Origin of the sequence: Burkholderia sp. WTPI3 (assembly GCF_021483755.1) — a bacterium.
In the GTDB taxonomy this organism is placed as follows: domain Bacteria; phylum Pseudomonadota; class Gammaproteobacteria; order Burkholderiales; family Burkholderiaceae; genus Burkholderia.
This window is the reverse complement of sequence record NZ_JAGIXF010000020.1, coordinates 37,603-59,527: the sequence shown is the minus strand read 5'-3', so window position 1 is coordinate 59,527 and position 21,925 is coordinate 37,603. Positions and strand designations below refer to the sequence as shown.

General features: G+C 66.5%; 24 protein-coding genes and 1 tRNA gene. 14 read left to right on the top strand and 11 right to left on the bottom strand.

All coding sequences use genetic code 11. The features are described from left to right. Positions 1 to 136 precede the first annotated feature (136 nt). Positions 137 to 913 (bottom strand): RadC family protein, encoded by a 777-nt coding sequence (radC, locus tag J7024_RS13720; RefSeq protein ID WP_124827345.1) that lies wholly within the window; start codon positions 911 to 913, stop codon positions 137 to 139. A gap of 136 nt (positions 914 to 1,049) precedes the next feature. Between radC and J7024_RS13715 the strand changes: the two genes are divergently transcribed. From J7024_RS13715 to J7024_RS13680, 8 genes are all read left to right on the top strand, one after another. Next, positions 1,050 to 1,505 (top strand): FKBP-type peptidyl-prolyl cis-trans isomerase, encoded by a 456-nt coding sequence (locus J7024_RS13715; protein ID WP_014896285.1) that lies wholly within the window; start codon positions 1,050 to 1,052, stop codon positions 1,503 to 1,505. 2 nt (positions 1,506 to 1,507) lie between these two features. Next, a complete protein-coding gene (gene ispH / locus J7024_RS13710) occupies positions 1,508 to 2,488 on the top strand; it encodes a 4-hydroxy-3-methylbut-2-enyl diphosphate reductase (RefSeq protein WP_124827542.1) in 981 nt (326 codons plus the stop codon). A 271-nt stretch (positions 2,489 to 2,759) separates the two neighbouring features. Next, positions 2,760 to 3,593 (top strand): branched-chain amino acid ABC transporter, encoded by an 834-nt coding sequence (locus J7024_RS13705; protein WP_124827541.1) that lies wholly within the window; start codon positions 2,760 to 2,762, stop codon positions 3,591 to 3,593. A 211-nt stretch (positions 3,594 to 3,804) separates the two neighbouring features. Continuing rightward, positions 3,805 to 4,755 (top strand): branched-chain amino acid ABC transporter permease, encoded by a 951-nt coding sequence (locus J7024_RS13700; protein ID WP_124827344.1) that lies wholly within the window; start codon positions 3,805 to 3,807, stop codon positions 4,753 to 4,755. Positions 4,756 to 4,774: 19 nt separating this feature from the next. After that, complete coding sequence (locus J7024_RS13695; protein ID WP_124827343.1) at positions 4,775 to 5,944, top strand: ABC transporter permease subunit; 1,170 nt, start codon at positions 4,775 to 4,777, stop codon at positions 5,942 to 5,944. Positions 5,945 to 5,967: 23 nt separating this feature from the next. After that, positions 5,968 to 6,744 carry an ABC transporter ATP-binding protein gene (locus tag J7024_RS13690; protein WP_059233415.1) on the top strand — a complete coding sequence of 259 codons (777 nt, stop codon included), beginning with the start codon at positions 5,968 to 5,970 and terminating at the stop codon, positions 6,742 to 6,744. Continuing rightward, positions 6,744 to 7,460, top strand: a complete 717-nt coding sequence (locus J7024_RS13685) for an ABC transporter ATP-binding protein (RefSeq protein ID WP_124827341.1) — start codon at positions 6,744 to 6,746, stop codon at positions 7,458 to 7,460. Before J7024_RS13690 ends, J7024_RS13685 begins: the two co-directional genes overlap by 1 nt. 272 nt (positions 7,461 to 7,732) lie before the next feature. Then, the gene (locus J7024_RS13680) at positions 7,733 to 8,404 is read left to right on the top strand and encodes a DUF2278 family protein (protein ID WP_124827340.1); all 672 of its coding nucleotides are present in this window, start codon (positions 7,733 to 7,735) and stop codon (positions 8,402 to 8,404) included. A gap of 19 nt (positions 8,405 to 8,423) precedes the next feature. On the opposite strand, the gene J7024_RS13675 is transcribed toward J7024_RS13680, so the two are convergent. From J7024_RS13675 to J7024_RS13665, 3 genes are all read right to left on the bottom strand, one after another. Beyond that, on the bottom strand, positions 8,424 to 8,879 hold the full coding sequence (locus J7024_RS13675) for a GNAT family acetyltransferase (RefSeq protein WP_124827338.1): 456 nt from the start codon (positions 8,877 to 8,879) through the stop codon (positions 8,424 to 8,426). A 13-nt stretch (positions 8,880 to 8,892) separates the two neighbouring features. Then, positions 8,893 to 10,077 carry an acetylornithine transaminase gene (locus J7024_RS13670; RefSeq protein ID WP_124827336.1) on the bottom strand — a complete coding sequence of 395 codons (1,185 nt, stop codon included), beginning with the start codon at positions 10,075 to 10,077 and terminating at the stop codon, positions 8,893 to 8,895. 291 nt (positions 10,078 to 10,368) lie between these two features. Next, positions 10,369 to 11,400: a CDP-6-deoxy-delta-3,4-glucoseen reductase gene (locus J7024_RS13665; protein WP_124827334.1), complete on the bottom strand. Its 1,032-nt coding sequence runs from the start codon at positions 11,398 to 11,400 to the stop codon at positions 10,369 to 10,371. Between the two features lie 106 nt (positions 11,401 to 11,506). Between J7024_RS13665 and J7024_RS13660 the strand changes: the two genes are divergently transcribed. Next, the gene (locus J7024_RS13660; protein WP_124827332.1) at positions 11,507 to 12,544 is read left to right on the top strand and encodes an SDR family NAD(P)-dependent oxidoreductase; all 1,038 of its coding nucleotides are present in this window, start codon (positions 11,507 to 11,509) and stop codon (positions 12,542 to 12,544) included. On the opposite strand, the gene J7024_RS13655 is transcribed toward J7024_RS13660, so the two are convergent. Beyond that, positions 12,527 to 12,715: a hypothetical protein gene (locus J7024_RS13655; protein WP_059527680.1), complete on the bottom strand. Its 189-nt coding sequence runs from the start codon at positions 12,713 to 12,715 to the stop codon at positions 12,527 to 12,529. The two genes, J7024_RS13660 and J7024_RS13655, sit on opposite strands and share 18 nt — an antisense overlap. Positions 12,716 to 12,819: 104 nt before the next feature. Beyond that, positions 12,820 to 13,536 carry a pseudouridine synthase gene (locus tag J7024_RS13650; protein WP_124827331.1) on the bottom strand — a complete coding sequence of 239 codons (717 nt, stop codon included), beginning with the start codon at positions 13,534 to 13,536 and terminating at the stop codon, positions 12,820 to 12,822. Positions 13,537 to 13,650: 114 nt separating this feature from the next. Between J7024_RS13650 and copC the strand changes: the two genes are divergently transcribed. From copC to J7024_RS13630, 4 genes are all read left to right on the top strand, one after another. Next, entirely contained in the window at positions 13,651 to 14,025 is a 375-nt protein-coding gene (gene copC / locus J7024_RS13645) for a copper homeostasis periplasmic binding protein CopC (protein WP_124827329.1), read from the top strand. 73 nt (positions 14,026 to 14,098) lie between these two features. Then, complete coding sequence (locus tag J7024_RS13640; protein WP_124827327.1) at positions 14,099 to 14,599, top strand: DinB family protein; 501 nt, start codon at positions 14,099 to 14,101, stop codon at positions 14,597 to 14,599. Between the two features lie 182 nt (positions 14,600 to 14,781). After that, positions 14,782 to 15,555: an SDR family oxidoreductase gene (locus tag J7024_RS13635; protein WP_124827326.1), complete on the top strand. Its 774-nt coding sequence runs from the start codon at positions 14,782 to 14,784 to the stop codon at positions 15,553 to 15,555. 184 nt (positions 15,556 to 15,739) lie between these two features. Continuing rightward, complete coding sequence (locus J7024_RS13630) at positions 15,740 to 16,669, top strand: LysR family transcriptional regulator (RefSeq protein WP_124827324.1); 930 nt, start codon at positions 15,740 to 15,742, stop codon at positions 16,667 to 16,669. Between the two features lie 51 nt (positions 16,670 to 16,720). Here J7024_RS13630 and J7024_RS13625 read toward each other — a convergent pair whose 3' ends face one another. Further along, positions 16,721 to 17,617 (bottom strand): LysR family transcriptional regulator, encoded by an 897-nt coding sequence (locus J7024_RS13625; RefSeq protein ID WP_124827322.1) that lies wholly within the window; start codon positions 17,615 to 17,617, stop codon positions 16,721 to 16,723. 105 nt (positions 17,618 to 17,722) lie between these two features. Between J7024_RS13625 and J7024_RS13620 the strand changes: the two genes are divergently transcribed. Continuing rightward, the gene (locus J7024_RS13620) at positions 17,723 to 18,613 is read left to right on the top strand and encodes an alpha/beta fold hydrolase (protein WP_124827321.1); all 891 of its coding nucleotides are present in this window, start codon (positions 17,723 to 17,725) and stop codon (positions 18,611 to 18,613) included. Between the two features lie 152 nt (positions 18,614 to 18,765). On the opposite strand, the gene J7024_RS13615 is transcribed toward J7024_RS13620, so the two are convergent. The 4 genes from J7024_RS13615 to J7024_RS13600 all read right to left on the bottom strand — a co-directional run bounded on the left by J7024_RS13615 (position 18,766) and on the right by J7024_RS13600 (position 21,861). Next, entirely contained in the window at positions 18,766 to 19,455 is a 690-nt protein-coding gene (locus J7024_RS13615) for an SDR family oxidoreductase (RefSeq protein ID WP_234745121.1), read from the bottom strand. Positions 19,456 to 19,520: 65 nt separating this feature from the next. Next, positions 19,521 to 19,605, bottom strand: a tRNA-Leu gene (locus tag J7024_RS13610). A gap of 92 nt (positions 19,606 to 19,697) precedes the next feature. Then, complete coding sequence (locus J7024_RS13605; RefSeq protein ID WP_124827317.1) at positions 19,698 to 20,855, bottom strand: ABC transporter substrate-binding protein; 1,158 nt, start codon at positions 20,853 to 20,855, stop codon at positions 19,698 to 19,700. A gap of 64 nt (positions 20,856 to 20,919) precedes the next feature. Beyond that, positions 20,920 to 21,861, bottom strand: a complete 942-nt coding sequence (locus tag J7024_RS13600; RefSeq protein WP_124827311.1) for a CysB family HTH-type transcriptional regulator — start codon at positions 21,859 to 21,861, stop codon at positions 20,920 to 20,922. Positions 21,862 to 21,925: the final 64 nt, after the last annotated feature.

The window sequence follows — 21,925 nt, the reverse complement described above, 5'->3', positions numbered from 1 at the left end:
CAGACAAGGCCCTTCGATGGCTAGAACTGGTTGGAAAAAAGACAGACGGCGATTCTAGCAGAAAAAGTTCAGAGAAATCAAACCCAATTTCGCATCGCCGTTGCGGCGGCCCCGGGGCGGGTCGCCGGGCCACAGTCTACAGCCAACCGGCGCGTGCGAACGAAAATGTATCGGCCGCGCCGACGACGACATGATCGAGCAGCTTCGCGTCGACGAGCTGGAGCGCTTCGTGCAGGGCGCGCGTGAGCCGGCGATCCTCCGCGCTCGGCTGCACTGCGCCGGACGGATGGTTGTGCGCGACGATCAGCGCGGCGGCATTCAGCGTCAGCGTGCGGCGTACGATCTCGCGCGGATAGACGGCCATCCGCGTCAGCGATCCGCGCGCGCTTTCTTCCACGTCGATGAGGCCGTGTCGGGCATCCAGGTACAGCGTGACGAATACTTCGTACGGACGTGTGCCGATCTTCAGTCGCAGATAGTCCTCGACCGCGCCGGGCGAATCGATCTGCACCCGCACGCGCGCCTTTTCGGCCAGCGCGCGCCGCGCGATTTCGGTCACGGCGATCAGCAGCGCCGAGCGCGCGGCGCCGATACCGGGGTGCGTGGCGAACACGTCGGGCTCCGCGTCGAGCATGTCGCGCAGCGAGTTGCCGAACCGCGCGAGCAGTGCGCTCGCGCTGTCGAACACGTTGAGGCCGCCGCCGCCGGTGCCGAGCAGCAACGCGATCAGCTCCGCGTCGGTCAGCGCGGCCGGCCCGCGTTCCAGCAGCCGCTCGCGCGGCAGATTCGGTTTCCAGTTGCGCGGGCGGCGCTTGCGCGGCCGGGCAGGGGCCGCGCGGCGGGCCGCAGCGGCCGGGGGATCGGCGGTATCGCGACATTCGGTCGCCGCGACGGCGAGGCGGGATGACAGCATGCTTGAACTCCATTGGCGGCGGGGCGTGCGCGCGACCTCGTCGCACTTTCAGCCTTGCGCGCTCAGGTGACTTACAATATTGGCTTTGCGCCGGGCCTTTCGGCCCATTTCGGGCGCCGACGAACACGAGTAATTCATGAGCCTCATCGATCTATCCGAAGTGAAGCCCGGTTCCCATGTCACGCTGCATTACCGGCTTGCACTGGCCGACGGCGCCGATATCGTCAACACGTTCTCCGACAAGCCCGCCACGCTGCTGCTCGGCGCGGGGCAACTGGCGCCGTCGCTGGAACAGATTCTGATCGGGCTCCGGGTCGGCGACCATTCGACTTTTCAGCTAACGCCCGAACAAGGGTTCGGTCCCCGCAATCCCGACATGCTCCAGCGCGTGACGCTGTCGACGCTGCGCGAGAACGGGATGGTCGGCGACGATTTCACGCCCGGCGAGCTGATCGAGTTCAACGCGCCGGACGGCGGTCGCTATGCAGGTGTGCTGAAGGAAGTCAGCGAAACCTCGGCGCTGTTCGACTTCAATCATCCGCTCGCGGGCCAGGCGCTCACGTTCGAAGTGAAAATCATCGGAATCCTGTAATCATGAGCACCACCGATACGCTGTCCGGACAGACCGTCGCCGCCGACGCCGAAATCCTGCTGGCCCAACCGCGCGGTTTCTGCGCGGGGGTGGACCGAGCGATCGAGATCGTCGAGCGCGCGATCGCGATGCACGGTGCCCCGATCTACGTCCGTCACGAGATCGTCCACAACAAGTACGTGGTCGAGGATCTGAAGAAGAAGGGCGCCATCTTCGTCGAGGAACTCGAGGAAGTGCCGGCCGGCAACACCGTGATCTTCAGTGCGCACGGCGTGTCGAAGGCCGTACGCGACGAGGCCGACGTGCGCGGGCTGCGCATTTACGATGCAACCTGCCCGCTCGTCACGAAGGTGCACGTCGAAGTGGCGAAGATGCGCCAGGACGGCGTCGATATCGTGATGATCGGACACAAGGGGCACCCGGAAGTCGAGGGCACGATGGGGCAGGTCGAACGCGGCATGCATCTGGTCGAAAGCGTCGAGGACGTGCAGAAACTGCAGCTCGCCGACCCGGAACGCATCGCACTCGTCACGCAGACGACGCTGTCCGTCGACGATGCGGCGGAGATCATCGGCGCGCTGAAGGCGAAGTATCCGAAGATCCGCGAGCCGAAGAAGCAGGACATCTGCTATGCCACCCAGAACCGTCAGGACGCGGTGAAGTTCATGGCGCCGCAGTGCGACGTCGTGATCGTCGTCGGCAGCCCGAACAGCTCGAATTCGAGCCGCCTGCGCGAAGTGGCCGAAAAGCGCGGCGTGGCGGCATACATGGTCGACGCACCCGACCAGATCGATCCGGCATGGGTTGTCGGCAAGCGCCGCATCGGCGTGACGGCCGGCGCATCGGCGCCCGAAGTGCTCGCCCAGGCCGTGATCGCGCGACTGCGCGAACTCGGCGTGCGCAATGTCCGCGCACTCGACGGGATCGAGGAAAACGTGTCGTTTCCGCTGCCCCGCGGGTTGAACCTGCCGCCTGCCGCCTGATTGCCGCATCGCACCCGAGATACACCCGAAGCGCGCCTCACGGCGCGCTTTTTTTTGCACCGCATAATTCACATCGCAACCATTATTCACATTAATAGTGCAACCCGGTTGCTATGGCGCCGCTTAACCGTCTCTCAAAATTGGTTGCAATGCAGGAAAACCCCATCGAATCAGGATTATTGGCGTCCTATAAATGGAGTTACAATGCGCCCGTTTTCAAGCCGGAATGGCTTTGAAATCGGGTTTTGGCAAGGCGCGGGAGACCTACTCGATGCATGTGAAGTTGGCTTACGCCATGTCCGTCGCCGCACCGGTTGCAATGCTTGCCGGTTGCAGCAAAAAGAGCGACGACGGGGCGGGCAGGGAGGCTGCGGCACTCGCAGAACCGGCGGCCAGCGACGTGCGCGCTGCCACGACCGCTGGTGCGGTGCCGTTGGCGTGCCGCATTGCGCAATCGGACAGGAACAAGGATAACGGGGCACGTTTGGCGATCGAGGAATTCAACGCGCAAGGCCCGAAGTTCGGCATGCAGGCAGCCCGGCACGCAGTACCCGCCGACGCCGCGGCCAACCGGGCAACGGGCACGCGAGTGGCCCGACAACGCGCTGCCGGCCGCGATGCGGCCGCAGCGGGGCGCGTCGATCGACGGACGCCCTGGTTTCGGGGCAACGCAGGCAACGTGCAGATGTCGCTGATCCCCTTTCATTTCGATTCGACGAAACAGCATGTCGCCGCGCCCCGTCGCGTTGCGGCAGGCGCGCTGTTTCATTCGACGGATTCCGACGGACTCCTGACGAAAGTCGGGTGTCGTCTTCGCGATGCCGGTGACGGCGTCGCGCGGGCGGCGGACGGCGCGCTTGCGAAGCAGGCGACGGCGTCCGGCATCGGAGCGCAAACCCTTGGCGGCAATGGCATGTGCGCCGCCAAGGTGGTCGAGCCCGCGCACGACGCGGCGCAGAACCTGATCTGTCCGGTTGCGGGTTTCATCGCGGCCCGGACGGAAAAAGGCACGGACTTCGGGAAACCGGACGACGGCTGTTTCGGCACGCAGCTCTACGACTTCAAGGAGGCCAAGTACACCGTCCTCGATGTCGTGACGATTTAGCGACGGGACTCATGATGGCACCGGAACAGTGCGGTGCCGTTTTTGTATCCGCTCCGGCGGCAGGTCCGGCTGTACAGGCCGGGCGGCGCGCGCCGGGACGATCCACCCTTACCGGTATCGACTAGTACCCGCAGTGTCGCCGAGAAGGCGCGATTCCTCGCTTACCCGCGGGGCGCAACGTCCTCCGGCAGCACGGGCCAAGGAGCTTTAAATGGATATCTTCGTCCAGCAGGTTCTCAACGGGCTGGTGCTCGGCAGTGTCTACGCCATCATCGCGTTGGGCTACACGATGGTGTACGGCATTCTCGGCATCATCAACTTCGCGCACGGCGACGTGCTGATGATCGGTGCGATGGTCGCGCTCTCCGCGATCACCGTGCTGCAGAACCACTTCCCCGCACTCGGCAACGTCGCGACGCTGACGATCGGTCTTGGCATCGCCGCGGTCGTCTGTGCATTCGTCGGCTTCGCGATCGAGCGGGTCGCATACCGGCCGCTGCGCCGCGCGCCGCGCCTCGCACCGCTGATCACCGCGATCGGCGTGTCGATCCTGCTGCAGACGGCTGCGATGATCATCTGGTCGCGCAACCCGCTGCCGTTCCCGCAACTGCTGCCGACCGATCCGATCAACGTGATCAAGGCCACCGACACGACGCCGGGCGCCGTGATCTCGGTGACCGAAATCGTGATCATCGCGGTGGCGTTCATCGTGATGGCAGGCCTCCTGCTGCTCGTGCACAAGACCAAGCTCGGTCGTGCGATGCGTGCGATCGCGGAAAGCCCGAACACCGCGAGCCTGATGGGCGTGAACCCGAATTTCGTGATTTCGGCGACGTTCATGATCGGCTCCGCGCTCGCCGCGCTGGCCGGCGTGATGATCGCGTCCGAATACGGCAACGTGCACTTCTACATGGGCTTCATCCCCGGCATGAAGGCGTTCACGGCCGCGGTGCTCGGCGGGATCGGCAACCTTGGCGGCGCTATGGTCGGCGGCGTGCTGCTCGGCCTGATCGAGCAGCTCGGCGCGGGCTACATCGGCAACCTCACGGGCGGCGTATTCGGCAGTAACTACCAGGACGTGTTTGCATTCATCGTGCTGATCATCGTGCTGGTGTTCCGTCCGTCGGGCCTGCTGGGCGAACGTGTCGCGGATCGCGCGTAACGGAAGGGGAGCAAACAACATGACATCCATTCAACCGATCGAATCGTCGACGTCGCTCGTCGAACAGCGCAACACGGCCAAGACCGTCACCATCGGCATCCTGACCGCGGCCCTCGTGATCGCGGCACCGATCGTGATCGGCTCGGCCGGCGGCAACTACTGGGTCCGCGTGCTCGACTTCGCGATGCTGTACGTGATGCTTGCGCTGGGCCTGAACGTGGTGGTCGGCTTCGCCGGCCTGCTCGACCTGGGCTACATCGCGTTCTACGCGGTAGGCGCTTACACGGCGGCATTGCTGAGCTCGCCGCACCTGACCACGCAGTTCGAGTGGATCGCGGCGCTGGCGCCGAACGGATTGCACCTTCCGTTCTTCATCATCGTGCCGATCGCGATGGCGCTCGCGGCGACCTTCGGGATACTGCTCGGCGCGCCAACGTTGCGCCTGCGCGGCGACTACCTGGCGATCGTTACGCTCGGCTTCGGTGAAATCGTCCGGATCTTCATGAACAACCTCGACCGTCCGGTGAACATCACCAACGGCCCGAAGGGGATCACGGGCATCGATCCGGTGCACGTCGGCGGCTTCAGCCTCGCGCAGACGCATACGCTGTTCGGCTTCCAGCTGCCGTCGGTCTACCTGTACTACTACCTGTTCGTGCTGTGCTCGCTGCTGGTGATCTGGGTCTGTACGCGTCTGCAGCACTCGCGTATCGGCCGTGCCTGGGCGGCGATCCGCGAAGACGAAATCGCCGCGAAGGCGATGGGCATCAACACCCGTAACGTGAAGCTGCTCGCGTTCGCGATGGGCGCGTCGTTCGGCGGCCTGTCGGGCGCGATGTTCGGCGCGTTCCAGGGCTTCGTGTCGCCCGAGTCGTTCACGTTCTGGGAATCGATCGTCGTGCTGGCCTGCGTCGTGCTCGGCGGCATGGGGCACATCCCGGGCGTGATCCTCGGTGCGGTGCTGCTCGCGATCTTCCCGGAATTCCTGCGCTCGACGATGAGCCCGCTGCAGCACGCGCTGTTCGGTCACGACATCGTCGATACCGAAGTGATCCGTCAGGCGCTGTACGGCCTCGCGATGGTGGTCATCATGCTGTACCGCTCCGAAGGCCTGTGGCCCGCGCCTAAGCATGAGGACAAGATCGCGAAACTGGCGAAGCGCAACAGCAAGAAGCCGGTGCGCGCTTAACCAACGGACAAGGGGATATACACATGAGCGACAAGCAAATCCGACTGTCCGTGCAGGGCGTGAACAAGCGCTTCGGCGGGCTGCAGGCACTGTCCGACGTCGGCCTGCAGATCAAGGAAGGCGAGATCTACGGCCTGATCGGCCCGAACGGCGCCGGCAAGACCACGTTCTTCAACGTGATCACGGGTCTCTACACGCCGGACTCCGGCGACTTCAAGCTGGATGGCACGAACTACACGCCGACGGCCGTGCACCAGGTGGCCAAGGCGGGCATCGCGCGCACGTTCCAGAACATTCGCCTGTTCGGCGGGATGACGGCCCTCGAGAACGTGATGGTGGGCCGCCACGTACGCACCAAGCACGGGCTGCTCGGCGCGGTGTTCCAGACGCCGGCCGAACGCCAGGAAGAGCGCGAGATCAAGGAGCGTGCGATCGAACTGCTCGAGTACGTCGGCGTGCTGCAGTACGCCGACTATACGTCGCGCAACCTGTCGTACGGCCACCAGCGTCGTCTCGAAATCGCGCGGGCACTGGCCACCGACCCGAAGCTGCTCGCACTCGACGAACCGGCGGCCGGGATGAACGCGACCGAGAAGGTCGAACTCACGCGCCTGCTCGACAAGATCCGTTCGGACGGCCGCACGATTCTCCTGATCGAGCACGACGTGAAGCTCGTGATGGGGCTGTGCAACCGGATGACGGTGCTCGATTACGGCAAGGTGATCGCCGAGGGTCTGCCGCAGGACGTGCAGAAGAATCCGAAGGTGATTGAGGCATATCTCGGCGCAGGGGTGCACTGATGGCAGCGGCAATGTTGAAAATCAAGGGCTTGCAGGTCAACTACGGCGGCATCCAGGCCGTCAAGGGCGTTGACATGGAAGTCCGTCAGGGCGAGCTCGTGACGCTGATCGGCGCGAACGGTGCAGGCAAGACCACGACGATGAAGGCGATCACGGGTCTCAAGGCTTATTCGGCGGGCGACATCGAGTACGACGGCAAGTCGATCAAGGGCGTGCCGTCGCACGAGCTTCTGAAGCGCGGCCTCGCGATGGTGCCCGAAGGCCGCGGGATCTTCGCGCGGATGTCGATCATCGAGAACATGCAGATGGGTGCGTATCTGCGCAACGACAACGAGCAGATCAAGAAGGACGTCGACCGGATGTTCGGCTTCTTCCCGCGTCTGAAGGAGCGCGCGACGCAGCTCGCGGGCACGCTGTCGGGCGGCGAGCAGCAGATGCTGGCGATGTCGCGCGCGATCCTCTCCAAGCCGAAGCTGCTGCTGCTCGACGAGCCGTCGATGGGCCTGTCGCCGATCATGGTCGAGAAGATCTTCGAAGTGGTGCGCGAGATCTCGAAGGAGGGCATCACGGTGCTGCTGGTCGAGCAGAACGCACGCCTCGCGCTGCAGGCTGCCGACCGCGGCTACGTGATGGACTCTGGCACGGTCACGATGGAAGGCGACGCGAAGCAGATGCTCGACGATCCGAAGGTGCGGGCCGCGTATCTGGGTGAATGAGCGAGTGAACGAGCGGGCCCGGCGGCGCGCGACGGCGGATGCCGGGCGCGTCGCACAAGAGCTTTCGAAAAGCTGTCACGGGATGCCGTGACAGCTTTTTTTTCGTGCCGGGCGATTCGGGCCGAACTTGTGCGTGCGTGCGGGACTCCATTCGACTGTCGTGCCGCGCCCGCGGCGCGGGAACGATCGGGCGGCCGTCCGCGGCAGGTCGCCTGCAAACCGACACACGGGCCGTGTAGCATCGAGGTCCCACCGGGACACGGAGAGCACGCATGAGTCTGGACTACGGTTTCGTGAAGGCGAAGGTGACATCGGTGGCGAAGCTGAAGGGCTCGCCGCACGGCAGCGAGATCCAGTATCACATCCACCTGACGCTGGCGTTACCGGGCGGCAACTGGGACGTCGCGATCAACGTCGGCACCAGCGACGCGGACGACTTGCTGAACTACAAGCTCGTTTACGATTTCCATCATCCGGTCACCGCGACGCTCGCGGCCGCGCCCGAAGGCTATACGGATCTCACCGGGCAGGCCGCGCTGCCGGCGCTCGACTATCTGCGTAGCGACATCCTGAACGAGACGGGCGCGTGGCGCGCCAGCGCGGTGATGGACGGCACCGAGAATCCGGAGCCGATCCCGTCGCTGCTGCGGCTCGTCAATGCCGCGCAGTCGCAGGGGCTCGATGTCGTCGTGTTCGGCCGCACGTATTCGGAAGGCAACGGCATTCACGACACGCACATGAACCAGGGTTCGACGGGCTCGAACTACCTGCATCGCGCGGGTGACGACCACAACGATCACAACGACGTGTGGCAGGACGGCGCACTGATCGTGCGCGTGAGCGATACGCAGTGGGCCGCGTATTTCGCGGCGTTCGAGCAGCAGGCCGTGCCGACCGACGCGCTCGGCAATCCGTTGCCGGGCGCGGGGCCGATCACGCGCTGACGAGGGTGGCTGCCGGCCGTCAGGCGGCCGGCAGCGTCTTGCCGAACGAGATGCGTTCCTCGACGCGATAGCCGAGCGCCGCATAGAAACGGCACGCATCGTCGTTGCCGGGCAGTACCTGCAGATTGATCTTCAGGCAGCCGCGCGCGGCGAGCGCACTTTCCGCATGCGCGATCAGCGCGCGGCCGATGCCGAGCCGACGTGCATCGTTCGATACGCCGAACGAGTAGAGCCAGCCGCGATGTCCGTCAAAACCCGCCATCAGCGTGCCGACGACCCGCGCGCCGCAGGTCGCGACGAAGAACAGCTCCGGCTGTGTCGCGAGCTTCAGCTCGATCGATCGCAGCGGATCGCGGTGCGGCGGCGCGCCGGTTTCATCGTACTGCGGGAACGCGTCACGCCAGACCGTGAGCACGGCATCGGTGTCGGCACGTTCGAACGGGCGGATAGCGACAGCATCGGCGGCGGCATCCATCGCGGCGGTCTCCTTACAGCGTGTCGAGGATCGACCGCAGCATCGCCATCATCTGGTCGATCTCTTCGGTCGTGACGTTCAGTGCAGGCATGAAGCGCAGCAGGTTCGGGCGCGCCGCGTTGAGCAGCAGGCCGTCGGGCTGCATCTCGCGAGCCTTCTCGACGATCTGCGGGCCGATGTCCTTGCCGAGCAGCAGCGCGCGCAGCAGGCCTTCACCGCGTTCGCCTTCGAAGCCGCGCTCTTCCGACAGTTCGAGCAGCTTGCGCTTGAGATACTCGCCGCGGGCGCGCACGCCTTCGAGGAAGCCGGGTGCGACGAGCTGCGAGATCACCGAGTAGCCGGCCGCCGTCATCAGCGGGTTGCCGTTGTACGTGCCGCCCTGGTCGCCGGCCTCGAACACCGCGACGTCGGCCTTCGACAACAGCGCCGCGAGCGGCACGCCGCTGCCGATGCCCTTGCCGAGCGTCATGATGTCCGGCTCGATGTCGGACAGCTCGTACGCGAACAGCGTGCCCGCGCGGCCGCAGCCGCTTTGCACTTCGTCGACGATCAGCAGCAGGTTGTGCTGCTTCGTCAGCGCGCGCAACTCGCGCATGAATTCGCGCGTCGCCGGAATCACGCCGCCTTCGCCCTGGATCGGCTCGAGCATCACGGCGACGGTCTTGTCGGTGATCAGCTTCTCGACCGAATTGATGTTGTTCAGTTCGGCCTTCGGGAAGCCCGGCACCTGCGGTGCGTAGATCGTGTCCCAGCCCGGCTTGCCGCTGGCCGACATGGTCGCGAGCGTGCGGCCGTGGAAGCTGTGGTCGAAGGTGATGATTTCGTACGCACCGTTGCGGAACTTGCGGCCCCACTTGCGCGCGAGCTTGATAGCGCCTTCGTTCGCTTCGGCGCCGCTGTTCGTGAAGAACACCTTGTCGAACACGCTGTGCTGCGTGAGCAGCCCCGCGAGCTTCGCCATCGGCTCGTTGTAGAACGCCGGCGACGGGTTCAGCAGCGTTTCCGCCTGCTTCTTCAGCGCTTCGACCACGCCGTCGTTGCAGTGGCCGAGACTGTTGACGGCCCAGCCCTGAATGAAGTCCAGATATCGCTTGCCCGTTTGATCGTAGAGCCACGAACCCTTGCCGTGCGTAAACACGATGTCGGGGCGGTTCGTGATGTACATCAGCGAGTCGATCGGGTAATCGTTCAGGGGCATGGCAGCAGACTCCAGCGGACGTTGAAAGGGAAACGGGCAATAAAAAAGCCACGGAATGCCGTGGCTGGTGGATCGAACAGCTGGTGCGTAACCGGTGAAGCGGGGAAAGGTTACGCGCGAGTCCGTGACGAGCCGGCGGCATCCGGGCGGAGCGGCGAGCGGCGACGTCGGAGAGCGGACAGGAAGCGGTTCATGTGCGCAAGCATAAGGCATCCCGCGCCCCACTGTAAACCGCCGCGATGCCACGGATGTGACACGGCGGCGCGCAGCGGGGGCGCGGGCGCCCGGTACTCAGACCGGATGTGCGAGATCGGCGGCGCTCGTGAACGAGTCCGCGTAGAACTCGTCGGCCGGCAGCGCGTGGTGCTGCGTGAAGTCGCGCTGCGCGGATTCGACCATCACCGGCGCGCCGCATGCGTACACCTGGTGGCCCGACAGATCGGGCAGGTCCTCGATCACCGCGCGATGGACGAAGCCGGTGCGGCCGGTCCACTGGTCGGCGTCTTCCGGTTCGGACAGCACCGGCACGTACTTGAAGTTCGGGATCTCGCGCGCCCACTGCTCGGCGAGCTCGCCGAGGTAGATGTCCTTCTTGCGGCGTGCGCCCCAGTAGAGTGTCATCGGGCGCGTGATGCCCGAATGCCTGACGTGCTCGATGATCGCCTTGATCGGCGCGAAGCCCGTGCCCGAAGCAAGCAGCACGATCGGCTTGTCGGAATCCTCGCGCAGGAAGAACGTGCCGAGCGGGCCTTCGAAGCGCAGGATGTCGCGTTCCTTCATCGCGCCGAACACGTGATCGGTGAACTTGCCGCCCGGCATGTGGCGGATGTGCAGCTCGATCGGGCCTTCCTCGTGCGGCGCGTTCGCCATCGAGTAGCTGCGGCGCGAACCGTCCTTCAGGATGAACTCGACGTACTGGCCCGCGAGGTACTGCAGGCGTTCGTTGGCGGGCAGTTGCAGCTTCACGATCATCACGTCGTCGGCGCGGCGCTCGAGCGCCGCGATCCGGCACGGCAGCTTCTTCACTTGCACGCCGTCGACGCCGGCGATTTCACGTACGTCGATCTCGAGGTCGCACTGCGCCTTCGAGCAGCACAGCAGTGCAAGACCGCGCGTGCGTTCGTCGTTGGACAGTGCCGACGCGGCGTGCGGACCCTGTTCGATCTGGCCCGACACGATCTGGCCCTTGCAGGAGCCGCACGCGCCGTTCTTGCACCCGTACGGCAGATGGACGTTCTGGCGCAGCGCTGCCGCCAGCACGGTTTCGTCCGACTCGACCTGGAACTGCCGGCCGCTTTGCTTGAGAGTAACGTTGAATGCCATAGAACCAAATAGAACAAAATGTGGGGACCGTGCATATCGCGCACGGCAGCTACAATGCAAGCCCGTTGCGCGCCGCGCAACGGTGGCTACTGATTTCGCAACCAACATGATCGCGACTCGAATCCTGCGCCGGCCGCGTGTACTGATCGTCGGCTGCGGCGACGTCGGGCTGCGCTGCGTCGCGCAATGGCGCGACGCGCACCGCAACCTGCGCATCGTCGCGCTGACGAGCCATCCGGGCCGCTGCGACACATTGCGCGCGGCGGGCGCGACGCCGATCGTCGGCAACCTCGATCGCCGGGAGACGCTCGGTCGTCTCGCCGGGCTCGCCCGGACGATCCTGCATCTTGCGCCGCCGCAAGCCGACGGTCGCGACGACCTGCGCACGCGTGCGCTGATCGCCGCATTGTCCGTGCCCGCGCGGCGGCCGTCCGTACCGGCGGTATCGTCGGTCGGCCGGCTCCGCACGCTGCGCGCCGCTGCCCGACAGGCTGGCGCGCCGGTTCGGGCAGCGCGTATTGTACCCGACGCCCTTCGTGCGCCGACGCTCGTCTACGCCAGTACGACGGGCGTATACGGTGACTGTGGCGGCGCGCGAATCGACGAAACCCGGCCGCTGCGCCCTGCAAATTCGCGTGCGTTCCGGCGCGTGTCGGCCGAGCGTCAATTGCGGGCGGCGACGGTGCGCGGCGTGCTGTCCGCGCGCATCGTACGCATTCCCGGCATCTATGCGGCGAACCGGCTGCCGCTCGCGCGGCTCGAGCGCGGCACGCCGGCGCTCGACGCGGCCGACGACGTGTACACGAACCACATCCATGCGGACGACCTCGCGACGATCCTGCGCCGGGCAGCCGTGCGCGGCAGGCCGGCGCGCGCGGTGCATGCGTCGGACGACAGCGAACTGCGAATGGGAGAGTATTTCGACCGGGTCGCGCAGGCGTTCGGCCTGCCGCCGCCGCCGCGCATCAGCCGCGCGGACGCCGAGCGTCAACTCGAGCCGACGCTCCTGTCGTTCATGCGTGAATCGCGGCGCTTGTCCAATGCCCGGCTCAAGGCCGAATTGTGCGTGACGTTGCGCTATCCGACCGTAGACGAATTCCTTCAAACGGTCGCGCCGAGCGGTGCATCAGGTGAGCGCGGGTAACGCTTCGATCAGCAGGAAGCACAGCAGCGCACCGATCAGCGCGCCAATCAGGTTCGGATGATATTTGTGCTTCATGTGCATCGTGGCCAGCAGCCCGCCGATCACGATGGCGCCCACGACCGCGAACGCGATCGTCACGTACGAAAGTTCGAACGAATGGTTGATGTTCATGATGTCCCCCTGCGTCGCTGCTCGTACAGCTTGTGATTTCAGTATAGCGGGGGATGGCACGGCCGCGATGCGGCCGGACGTCGAACGATCGTGCGGATTTTCCCTTACAGGGTTTTGACGGAATTGCGCAGTGCTGAAAGGTCCGCTTCGCCGAGCCAGCGCCATGCGCCCGGTGCGAGGTCGTCCGGCAGCGTGAAGCCGCCGATGCTTTCGCGGTGCAGCGCCTCGACGCGATTGCTGGCCGCGGCGACCATTCGTTTCACCTGATGATATTTGCCTTCGAGCACCGTCAGCGCGAGCGCGTGCGTGTCACGCGCGTCGGCGGCGACCGCCGCGATCGGCTTCGGCTCGCCGTGCAGTTGCACCCCGGCGCGCAGCGCCGCGAGCTGCGCGTCGTCGAGCGGGTGGCGCACGGTGGCGACGTAGGTCTTCGGCACCTTGCGTTTGGGGGACGTGTACGCATGCACGAACTGGCCGTCGTCGGACAGCAGCAGCAGGCCCGTCGTGTCCTGGTCGAGGCGCCCGACGCACTGCACGCCGCGCGCGACGAGCGGCGCCGGCAGCAGGCTGAACACGCTCGCGTGGTGCTGCGGGTCGCGCGAACACTCGTAGCCGGCCGGCTTGTTGAGCGCGAGATACGCGTGCGCGTGAAACGGCCATGCCGCGTCGTCGACCGAGAACACCAGGCCGTCGGTGTCGAACGATGCGTCGGGGTCGGTCGCGCTCGCGCCCGCGACGGCGACGCGGCCCGATTCGATCAGGCCGCGGCACTGGCGGCGCGAGCCGAAGCCCTGTGTGTAGAGAATGCTTTCGAGATCCATAGCGCGCGCATTCTATCAAGCGGCGCGCAGGCATCGGCGCGAATCGGTGCGCGCTGGTAAGCTGCCGGGACGTCGCGCCGCGCGCGGCGTTCGTTCATTCTTCACGGAAAGTCCATGCAATTCGATCCGCTGCAGTTCGGCCGCAAGGCCGCCGTCGTCGTGCTGGCCGCAATGGTCTCTTCGGCGGCATTCGCGCACGCGCACATCGCGAACAGCAATCCGGCCGCGAGCGCTGCGCTGGCCGCCGCACCGGCCGCCGTCACGATCGATTTCACCGAGCCGCTGGAGCCGGCGTTCAGCTCGATCGTCGTCGTCGACGGCGAAGGCAAGACCGTTTCCAACGGCCGCGCGAACATCGATGCCGCGACCGCCAGGCGGATGACGGTGCCGCTCGCCGCGATCGGCACGGGCGCCTATACGGTGAAATGGGTGGCGGTTGCGACCGACGGGCATCGCACGCAAGGGGCATACGGCTTCAGCGTGAAGTAGCGCCATGACGGCGGCTGGCTCGTGCCGGGGTTGCCGCCGTCTTTCCGTCTTCATCCGGCACGGAGCCTGCCGCATGAATCAGACGACGCTCGACGCACTCGCCGATTTTCCCCGCCTGCTCGAAGCCCATTTCGCCGCCGTGCCGGACGGCTATGCGCGCTGGATGCCCGACGACTGGAGCGGGATCCCGAGCGAGCGCTTCTCGCCGCTCGGGCAGCTCTGCCATGTGCGCGACATCGAGATCGACGGCTATCACGTGCGGCTGCGGCGCATGCTCGGCGAGGATCGTCCGCTGCTGATGTCGATCGACGGCGATGCGCTCGCGACCGAGCGCCGCTACGACGCCGCCTACGCGTCCGACGTGCTCGCGGCGATTCGCGATGCGCGGCGCGACACGCTCGACGTGCTCGCACGCCTCACCCCGGAACAGTTCGCGCGCACCGGCGAGTTCGAAGGCTACGGCCCGCTGACCGTGCGTGGTCTCGTTCATTACCTCTGCAGCCACGACCAGCAGCATCTGGCCGGCATGCAATGGCTGCTCGGCAAGATCGATGCAACGCTGCATGCGCGCTGAATTGCGCGGCCGCCCGCAATCGTCTCGAGCGGATTTCGGGTCGGTTGTCGGTGGGGCATGACACCGTTCCCGTATTCCGATTGGGTCATTTTTCTGGATAATCCATCCAGCCGCGCCCGGCTGACCGGTGCGTCGCGCGTGCCTACACTCCTAGTTTCATTCAACGCAAAAAGGAGTCAACCGTGGCCACTCACACGCTCGCAGACAAGGTCGTCCTGATCGCAGGCGGCGCCAAGAATCTCGGCGGCCTGATCGCCCGGGACCTGGCGAGCCACGGCGCGAAGGCGGTGGCGATTCACTACAACAGCGCGGCGTCGCAGGCGCAGGCCGAGGAAACGGCTGCGGCCGTGCGCGCGGCCGGTGCGCAAGCCGCGACGTTCCAGGCCGACCTGACGACGGCTGCCGCGGTCGAGAAGCTGTTCGACGACGCGAAGCAGCGCTTCGGCAAGATCGACATCGCGATCAATACCGTCGGCAAGGTGCTGAAGAAGCCGTTCACCGAAATCACCGAGGCCGAATACGACGAGATGTTCGCGGTCAACAGCAAGTCGGCATTCTTCTTCATCAAGGAAGCGGGGCGGCACCTCGAGGATCACGGCAAGCTCGTCACGCTCGTGACGTCGTTGCTCGGTGCATTCACGCCGTTCTACGCGGCCTACGAGGGGTCGAAGGCGCCGGTCGAGCACTTCACGCGCGCGGCTTCGAAGGAGTACGGCGCGCGCGGGATCTCGGTGACGGCGGTCGGGCCGGGCCCGATGGACACGCCGTTCTTCTACCCGGCAGAAGGCGCCGACGCGGTCGCGTATCACAAGACCGCGGCCGCGCTGTCGCCGTTCAGCAAGACGGGCCTGACCGACATCGAGGACGTCGTGCCGTTCATCCGCCATCTGGTGACCGACGGCTGGTGGATCACCGGGCAGACGATCCTGATCAACGGCGGCTATACGACGAAGTAACCGGCGAAGTCACGCCCGGCTGCGGTCGTTGCGGGCGCGTGGCGTACCGCAATGGCGCGTTTGCATGGACAATGGACGGGCGCGCGGGCACGAGGCCGCGCGCCCGTTCCTTCTGTGCCGCCGGAGCCGGCCGCTGCGCGCGACGGCGGTCGGTGACGGTTGCCCGAACCCACGTTTTCCGCCGATGGACAAGCTGGACCAGGTCAGGATCTTCCTTCAGGTTGCCGAGATGGGCAGCTTCATCAAGGCCGCGCATGCGCTCGACGTGCCGCGCGCGACCGTGTCGGCGGCCGTCCAGCAGCTCGAGACGGCGCTCGGCACGCGCCTGCTGCATCGCACGACGCGGCAAGTCCAGCTGACCGCCGACGGTGTGCTGCTACTCGAGCGCGGCCGGCGTCTGCTCGCGGAAGCCGACGAGCTCGACCGGCTGTTCCGGCGGCGCGATCGCGACGTGGTCGGGCGGCTGAACGTCGATGCGCCGAGCCGGATCGCGCGCCGCGTGATCGCGCCCGCGCTGCCGTCGCTGTTTCGCCGCCACCCGAAGCTGCAACTGTCGCTCGGCTCGACGGACCGCTCGATCGATCTGGTACAGGAAGGCGTCGACTGCGCGATTCGGGTCGGGCGGCTCGCGGACAGCAGCCTCGTCGTGCGGCCGCTCGGGCAGTTCGCGCTGATCAACTGCGCGAGCCCAGACTACCTGCGCGAATGCGGCGTGCCCGAGCATCCGGACGCGCTTGCGCACGGGCACTGGGCGATCGGCTATGCGTCGCCGACGACCGGGCGCGAACTCGACTGGGAATACTGCGCGGACAGCGGGCGGCACACGCTGGCGCTGCCGAGCCGCGTGATCGTCAACAACGCCGAAACCTATATCGCGAGCTGCATCGCCGGGATGGGGCTGATCCAGATTCCGCGCTTCGACGTCGCCCATCTGCTCGACAGCGGCGCGCTCGTCGAGGTGATGCCCGGTCACCGGGCCGCGCCGATGGATGTGTCGGCGGTCTATCCGCATCGTCGCCACCGGTCGCGGCGGCTCAACGCGTTCATCGAGTGGTTCGGGGCGCTGATGGCGGATGCGTTGAACGAAACCGGCGCGGCTACGGGCGCCCACTGAAGGGTGTCGGGCGCGAGCCGCGCGGGATTTGCAGGGCAGGGTAGCGAGGGATCAGCCCGTCTGCACGGCGAACCGCCGGGTGCGCCCCGTGGCGCGTACCGCATCGATCAGCGCGGCACAGGTCCCGTCGGGCTTCGACGCGAATGCGTAAAAGCGCGCGGCCGGCAGTGCCGGCAGCCCGTCATCCGGCCCGCACGCGCGCAGGCCGTCGCGCAACTGGCTGCGCGCGAGCGCCGTGACCGCGAAGCCCGCGAGTGCGGCCGACACGCAGCCGGCCATGCTGCCGCTTTCGAACTGCACGCGAAACGGCCGCAGCGCGGCGGCGAGCGCGGATACCGCCGCTTCACGGTACACGCAGGGCTCCGGAAACAGCGCGAGCGGCACGTCGCCTTTGGCCTCGAGTGCGGTGTCCGACGCGAATGCCCACACTAGAGGCTCTTCCCACAGCAGTTCCCCGGCCGAGTCGACCTGCCGGCATTGCTTGCCGAACACGACGTCGAGCCGGCCCAGCGTCTGCTCGCGCAGCAGCGATGCGGTGACGCCGACCTTCAGCTCGATCGACGAGCGTGGATGGCTGTCGCGGAACGTGCGCAATACCTGCGGCAGCCACGTGCCCGCGAAATCCTCCGACGCGCCGACCCGCAGCGGGCCATGTGCCGGAGCGCCGCGCAGCCGGGCCCGCACTTCGCGCTCCATATCGACGATGTTGCGTGCGTACGCGTAGAGGGTGTCGCCGGCCGGCGTCAGAGCGACGCGGCGCGTCGTGCGTGCGAGCAGCACCGTGCCTGCTGCCTGCTCGAGCCGCTTGATGTGGCCGCTGACCGCGGACGGCGTCAGCGCGAGGCGCTCGGCGGCCGGCGCGAAACCGCGGTTGTCGACGACTTCGAGGAAGGTGCGCAGCAGCGCGATGTCGAGTGCGGTCGACGCGGGGTCGGTGAGCGGTTCCATCGATCGATTCAACGCAATATTCGAAGAATGAATCATGATACTCCGCGAATCGTGATGAGATACGGATCTACCATCGACCTTCGGGTTCACTTGCCGGAGTACACGATGACCGCTTATCGATTTGCGACGACCGCGTCGCTCGAAGTCGCCTATCTCGAATGGAACCCGCGCGGCCAACGCGTGGCCGTGCTGCTGCACGGCTGGCCGGACAGCCCGGCTGGCTGGGCTGCGGTCGCGCAAGCGCTCGCCACACGCGGCTATCGCGTGCTCGCGCCCGCGCTGCGCGGCTTCGCGCCGACCCGATTTCGCGATCCGGCGGTGCCGCGCAGCGGCCAACTGGCGGCGCTTGGTCGCGACCTGCTCGACTTCGTCGACGTGCTCGGCATCGAGCAGCCCGTGCTGGTCGGGCACGACTGGGGCGCCCGTGCGGTCGCGAACGCGTGCGGCTTGCGCGACGGAGCGGCGTCGCATCTCGTGATGCTGTCGGTCGGCTATGGCACCAACGATCCGCTCCAGCCGCTGTCACTGCAGCAGGCGCGCAACTACTGGTATCACTGGTTCATGGCGACGCCGCGCGGCGAGCAGGCATTGCGCGACGACCGTCGCGCGTTCGCGCGCCTGATGTGGGACACGTGGTCGCCGCCGGGCTGGTATGGCGATGCGGAATTCGACGCGGCAGCCGACGCGTTCGACGGACCGGACTGGATCGACGTTGTGCTGCATTCGTACCGGCAGCGATGGGGTTTCGCGCCCTGCACGCCGGCCTATGCGGACGACGACGCGCGGCTGAACCCGGCGCCGGTCCTGTCGGTGCCGACGCTCGTGCTGCATGGCGGCGCCGATACCTGCAATCATCCGGACAGCTCGGCCGGGCGCGAGCGCTTCTTCGCCGGGCGCTACGCGCGGCAGGTGCTGGACGGGGTGGGGCATTTCCCGCAGCGCGAGGCACCGTCGGCGGTCGCGGAGGCAATCCTCGGGTTCTGCGAACGGAGCTGAGACGCACCGACCGGCCCGGCGCGTTGCGGCCGGCGCTTTCGCACGTCGACGAGCAGACTACATGGCGCGGCGCGCGACAATGACTTCCTTCGTGATCGATCTCCCGCAGGCGGCCGGCCCCCGTATGCGTTGTGCGCGATTCCCGGCGTCGGTCAGCACATGCCGCCGTTTGCGCGCAGGATCTGGCCGTTGAGCCACGCGCCGTCGGGGCCCGCGAGGCAGGCGACGACGCGGGCGATGTCCTCGGGTTGGCCCAGCCGCTCGAGCGGGTTCGTCTTCGCCATCCGCTCGACGAGTTCGGGGCTCTTGCCCTGCAGGAACGGCTCGGGCTCGACGGCGTTCACGCTGATGCCGCGGCCGCGCAGCTCCTGCGCGAGTACCTGCGCGAGTACCTGCGTCATCCCTTCGACGGCCCCCTTGTTCGCGATGTACACGCCGTAGGTCGGCAGGCGCATGCCGATCACGCTCGACCTCAGGTTCACTATGCGGCCGCCGTCGCGCACACGTTTCGCTGCCTCGCGGCTGACGTTGAACGTGCCCTTCAGGTTGATCGCGACGGTCTGGTCGAAGGCCGCGTCGTCGAACTCGGCGAGCTTCATGACGCCCGCGCTGTTGACGACCACGTCGATGCGTCCGGACGCGTGCTCGGCCGCATCGAACAGCGCACCAACCGCTGCCGGGGCGGCGACGTTCGACTGTACCGCGATGGCTTCGCCGCCGTCGGCGACGATCGCATCGACCACGTGCCGGGCCGGCCACGCGACGCGATGCGGGATATCGTCCGGAAACGGACGGGCGCCGAGGGGCGCGCGTGTTGCGACTTGTGCGGAGAGATGGGGCAACAAAAAACCCGCGAAGCGATGTGCTTGCGCGGGTTTCGAGTGCAGCGCGTGACGCTGCGAAATGCTGGTGCCCAGGGCCGGAATCGAACCGGCACGCCTTGCGGCGGGGGATTTTGAGTCCCCTGCGTCTACCAATTTCACCACCTGGGCCTTGATCCTGGCCGCGCATGCGATTGTGCGCGGCGAAACGAGGATTATGGCGGAAAACGGGGCACCGGGCAAGCTGCCCGATACCGGCCGCGTTACTGGCTCAGATAGACGAATTGGCCGTGCCTCACGATCCCCATCACGCTCGCGCGCTGATCGAGCCCCACATGGTCCTTCTCGCTCGTATTGACCACGCCGTTCGGCACGACGAGTTCGTGCGCGCGTTCGAGCTCGCGCCGCAGCGCCGTGCGAAATGCCGGCGTGCCGGGCTGCGCGGTCTTCAGCGCGCGGCCGACCGCGTCCGCGAGACGCGGGTACACGCCCGCCGCGTCGCCCGCGAACTGCGTAACCGTGCCGGCGCCGTATTTCGCTTCATACGCGTCGACGAATGCCAGCGCGGCCTTGCGGGCCGGATGGTCGGCGGGCAGCGTGCGCGCGACGACCACCGGCTGGGTCGGGAACAGCGTCCCCTCGACATCCTTGCCGCCGAGCTTGATGAATTCCGGCGTCGCGATCCCGTGCGTCTGGTAGATCGCGCCCTTGTAGCCGCGCTCGATCAGCGTGCGCTGCGGCAGCACGGCCGGCGTGCCCGAGCCCGCGATCAGGATCGCGTCGGGCTTCGCAGCCATCAGCTTCAGCGCCTGGCCCGTGACGCTCGCGTCGGTACGGTTGAAGCGCTCCGTCGCGACGACGCGGATCTTGCGCACTTCGGCGAAGCGCGTGAATTCGTTGAGCCAGCTGTCGCCGTAGCTGTCCGCGAAGCCGATGAACCCGACCGTCTTCACGCCGTGGTTGGCCATGTAGCGTGTCATCACGTCGGCCATCGCGCTGTCGCTCTGCGCCATCTTGAACGCCCAGGTCCGCGCGCCTTCCTGCGGCTCGACGATCGCGCCGGAGCCGACCAGCGTGATCATCGGCGTCTGGGCGGCCGCCACCGCGTCGAGCGCCGCGAGCGCGGCGGGCGTGATGTTCGGCCCGACGACGACGTCGACATGATCCTCGTCCACCAGCTTGCGGATGTTGCGCACCGCGGCGCCCGGGTCGGACGCGTCGTCGAGCACCGTCACCTGCAGCGGCTGTCCGGCGATCGTCTTCGGCCACATCAGGATCGCGTTCTTGCTGGTGATGCCGATCGCGGCGGCCGGGCCGGTCGACGACAGGTCGACGCCGACCTTCAGGTCGGCATGCGCGGCCGCGCACGCGAGCACGAGGGTGGCACCGGCAGCGCGGCGCAACAGGGCGGGAAGCGTCATGCGGGAATCTCCGTCGGACAACGAAAAAGGGGCGCGATATGCGCCTCTCGTTTATACACGTCGGTCAAAGCTCGTACGATTCGGATTCGCCCTTGAGCGCCTGCTCGATCAGCTTGCGGTTCAGCGTCGGCGACAGCAGCTCGACGAGCGTATACACATAGCTGCGCAGGTAGGCGCCCTGCTTGAGCGCGACGCGCGTCACGTTGCTGCCGAACAGGTGGCCGACCGGGATCAGCCGCAGGCTGCGGTCGCGCTCGGGGTTGAACGCGATGTCGGCCATGATCCCGACGCCGAGGCCGAGCTCGACATAGGTCTTGATCACGTCGGCGTCGATCGCTTCGAGCACGATGTCCGGCGACAGCCCGCGCAGCGCGAATGCGTGGTTGATCTTCTTGCGGCCCGCGAACGCGTCGTCATACGTGATCAGCGGGTACTGGGCGAGATCGTCGAGCGTGACCGGCTTGCGTTCGAGCAACGGGTGGTCGGCCGGCACCACGGCCGCGTGGTGCCACTGGAAGCAGGGCAGCGACACGAGCTCCTTGTAGTCGGCGATCGCCTCGGTCGCGATCGCGAGATCGGCCTGGTCGTGGATCACCATCTCGGCGACCTGCGTCGGGCTGCCTTGCAGGATCGACAGATGCACTTTCGGGAAGCGCTTCTTGAACTCCGCGATCGCGGCCGGCAGCGAGTAGCGCGCCTGCGTGTGCGTCGCGGCGATCGTCAGGTTGCCCTGGTCCTGCGCTGCGTAATCTTTTCCGACCCTTTTAAGGCTTTCGACCTCCTGCAGGATCCGCTCGACCGACGCGAGGATGATCCGGCCCGGCTCGGTGAGCGAGCGCACACGCTTGCCGTGCCGCGTGAAGATCTCCACGCCGAGCTCGTCCTCGAGCTCGATGATCGCCTTCGATACCCCCGGTTGCGACGTATACAGTGCCTTGGCGGCCTCGGTGAGGTTGAAATTCTGCCGGACGGCCTCGCGCACGAAGCGAAATTGGTGCAGGTTCATTTATAACCCTTCCGCATATCAACAGAATTTTTTAGTCGTTTGAAATATAAGGCGAGTTTATTAC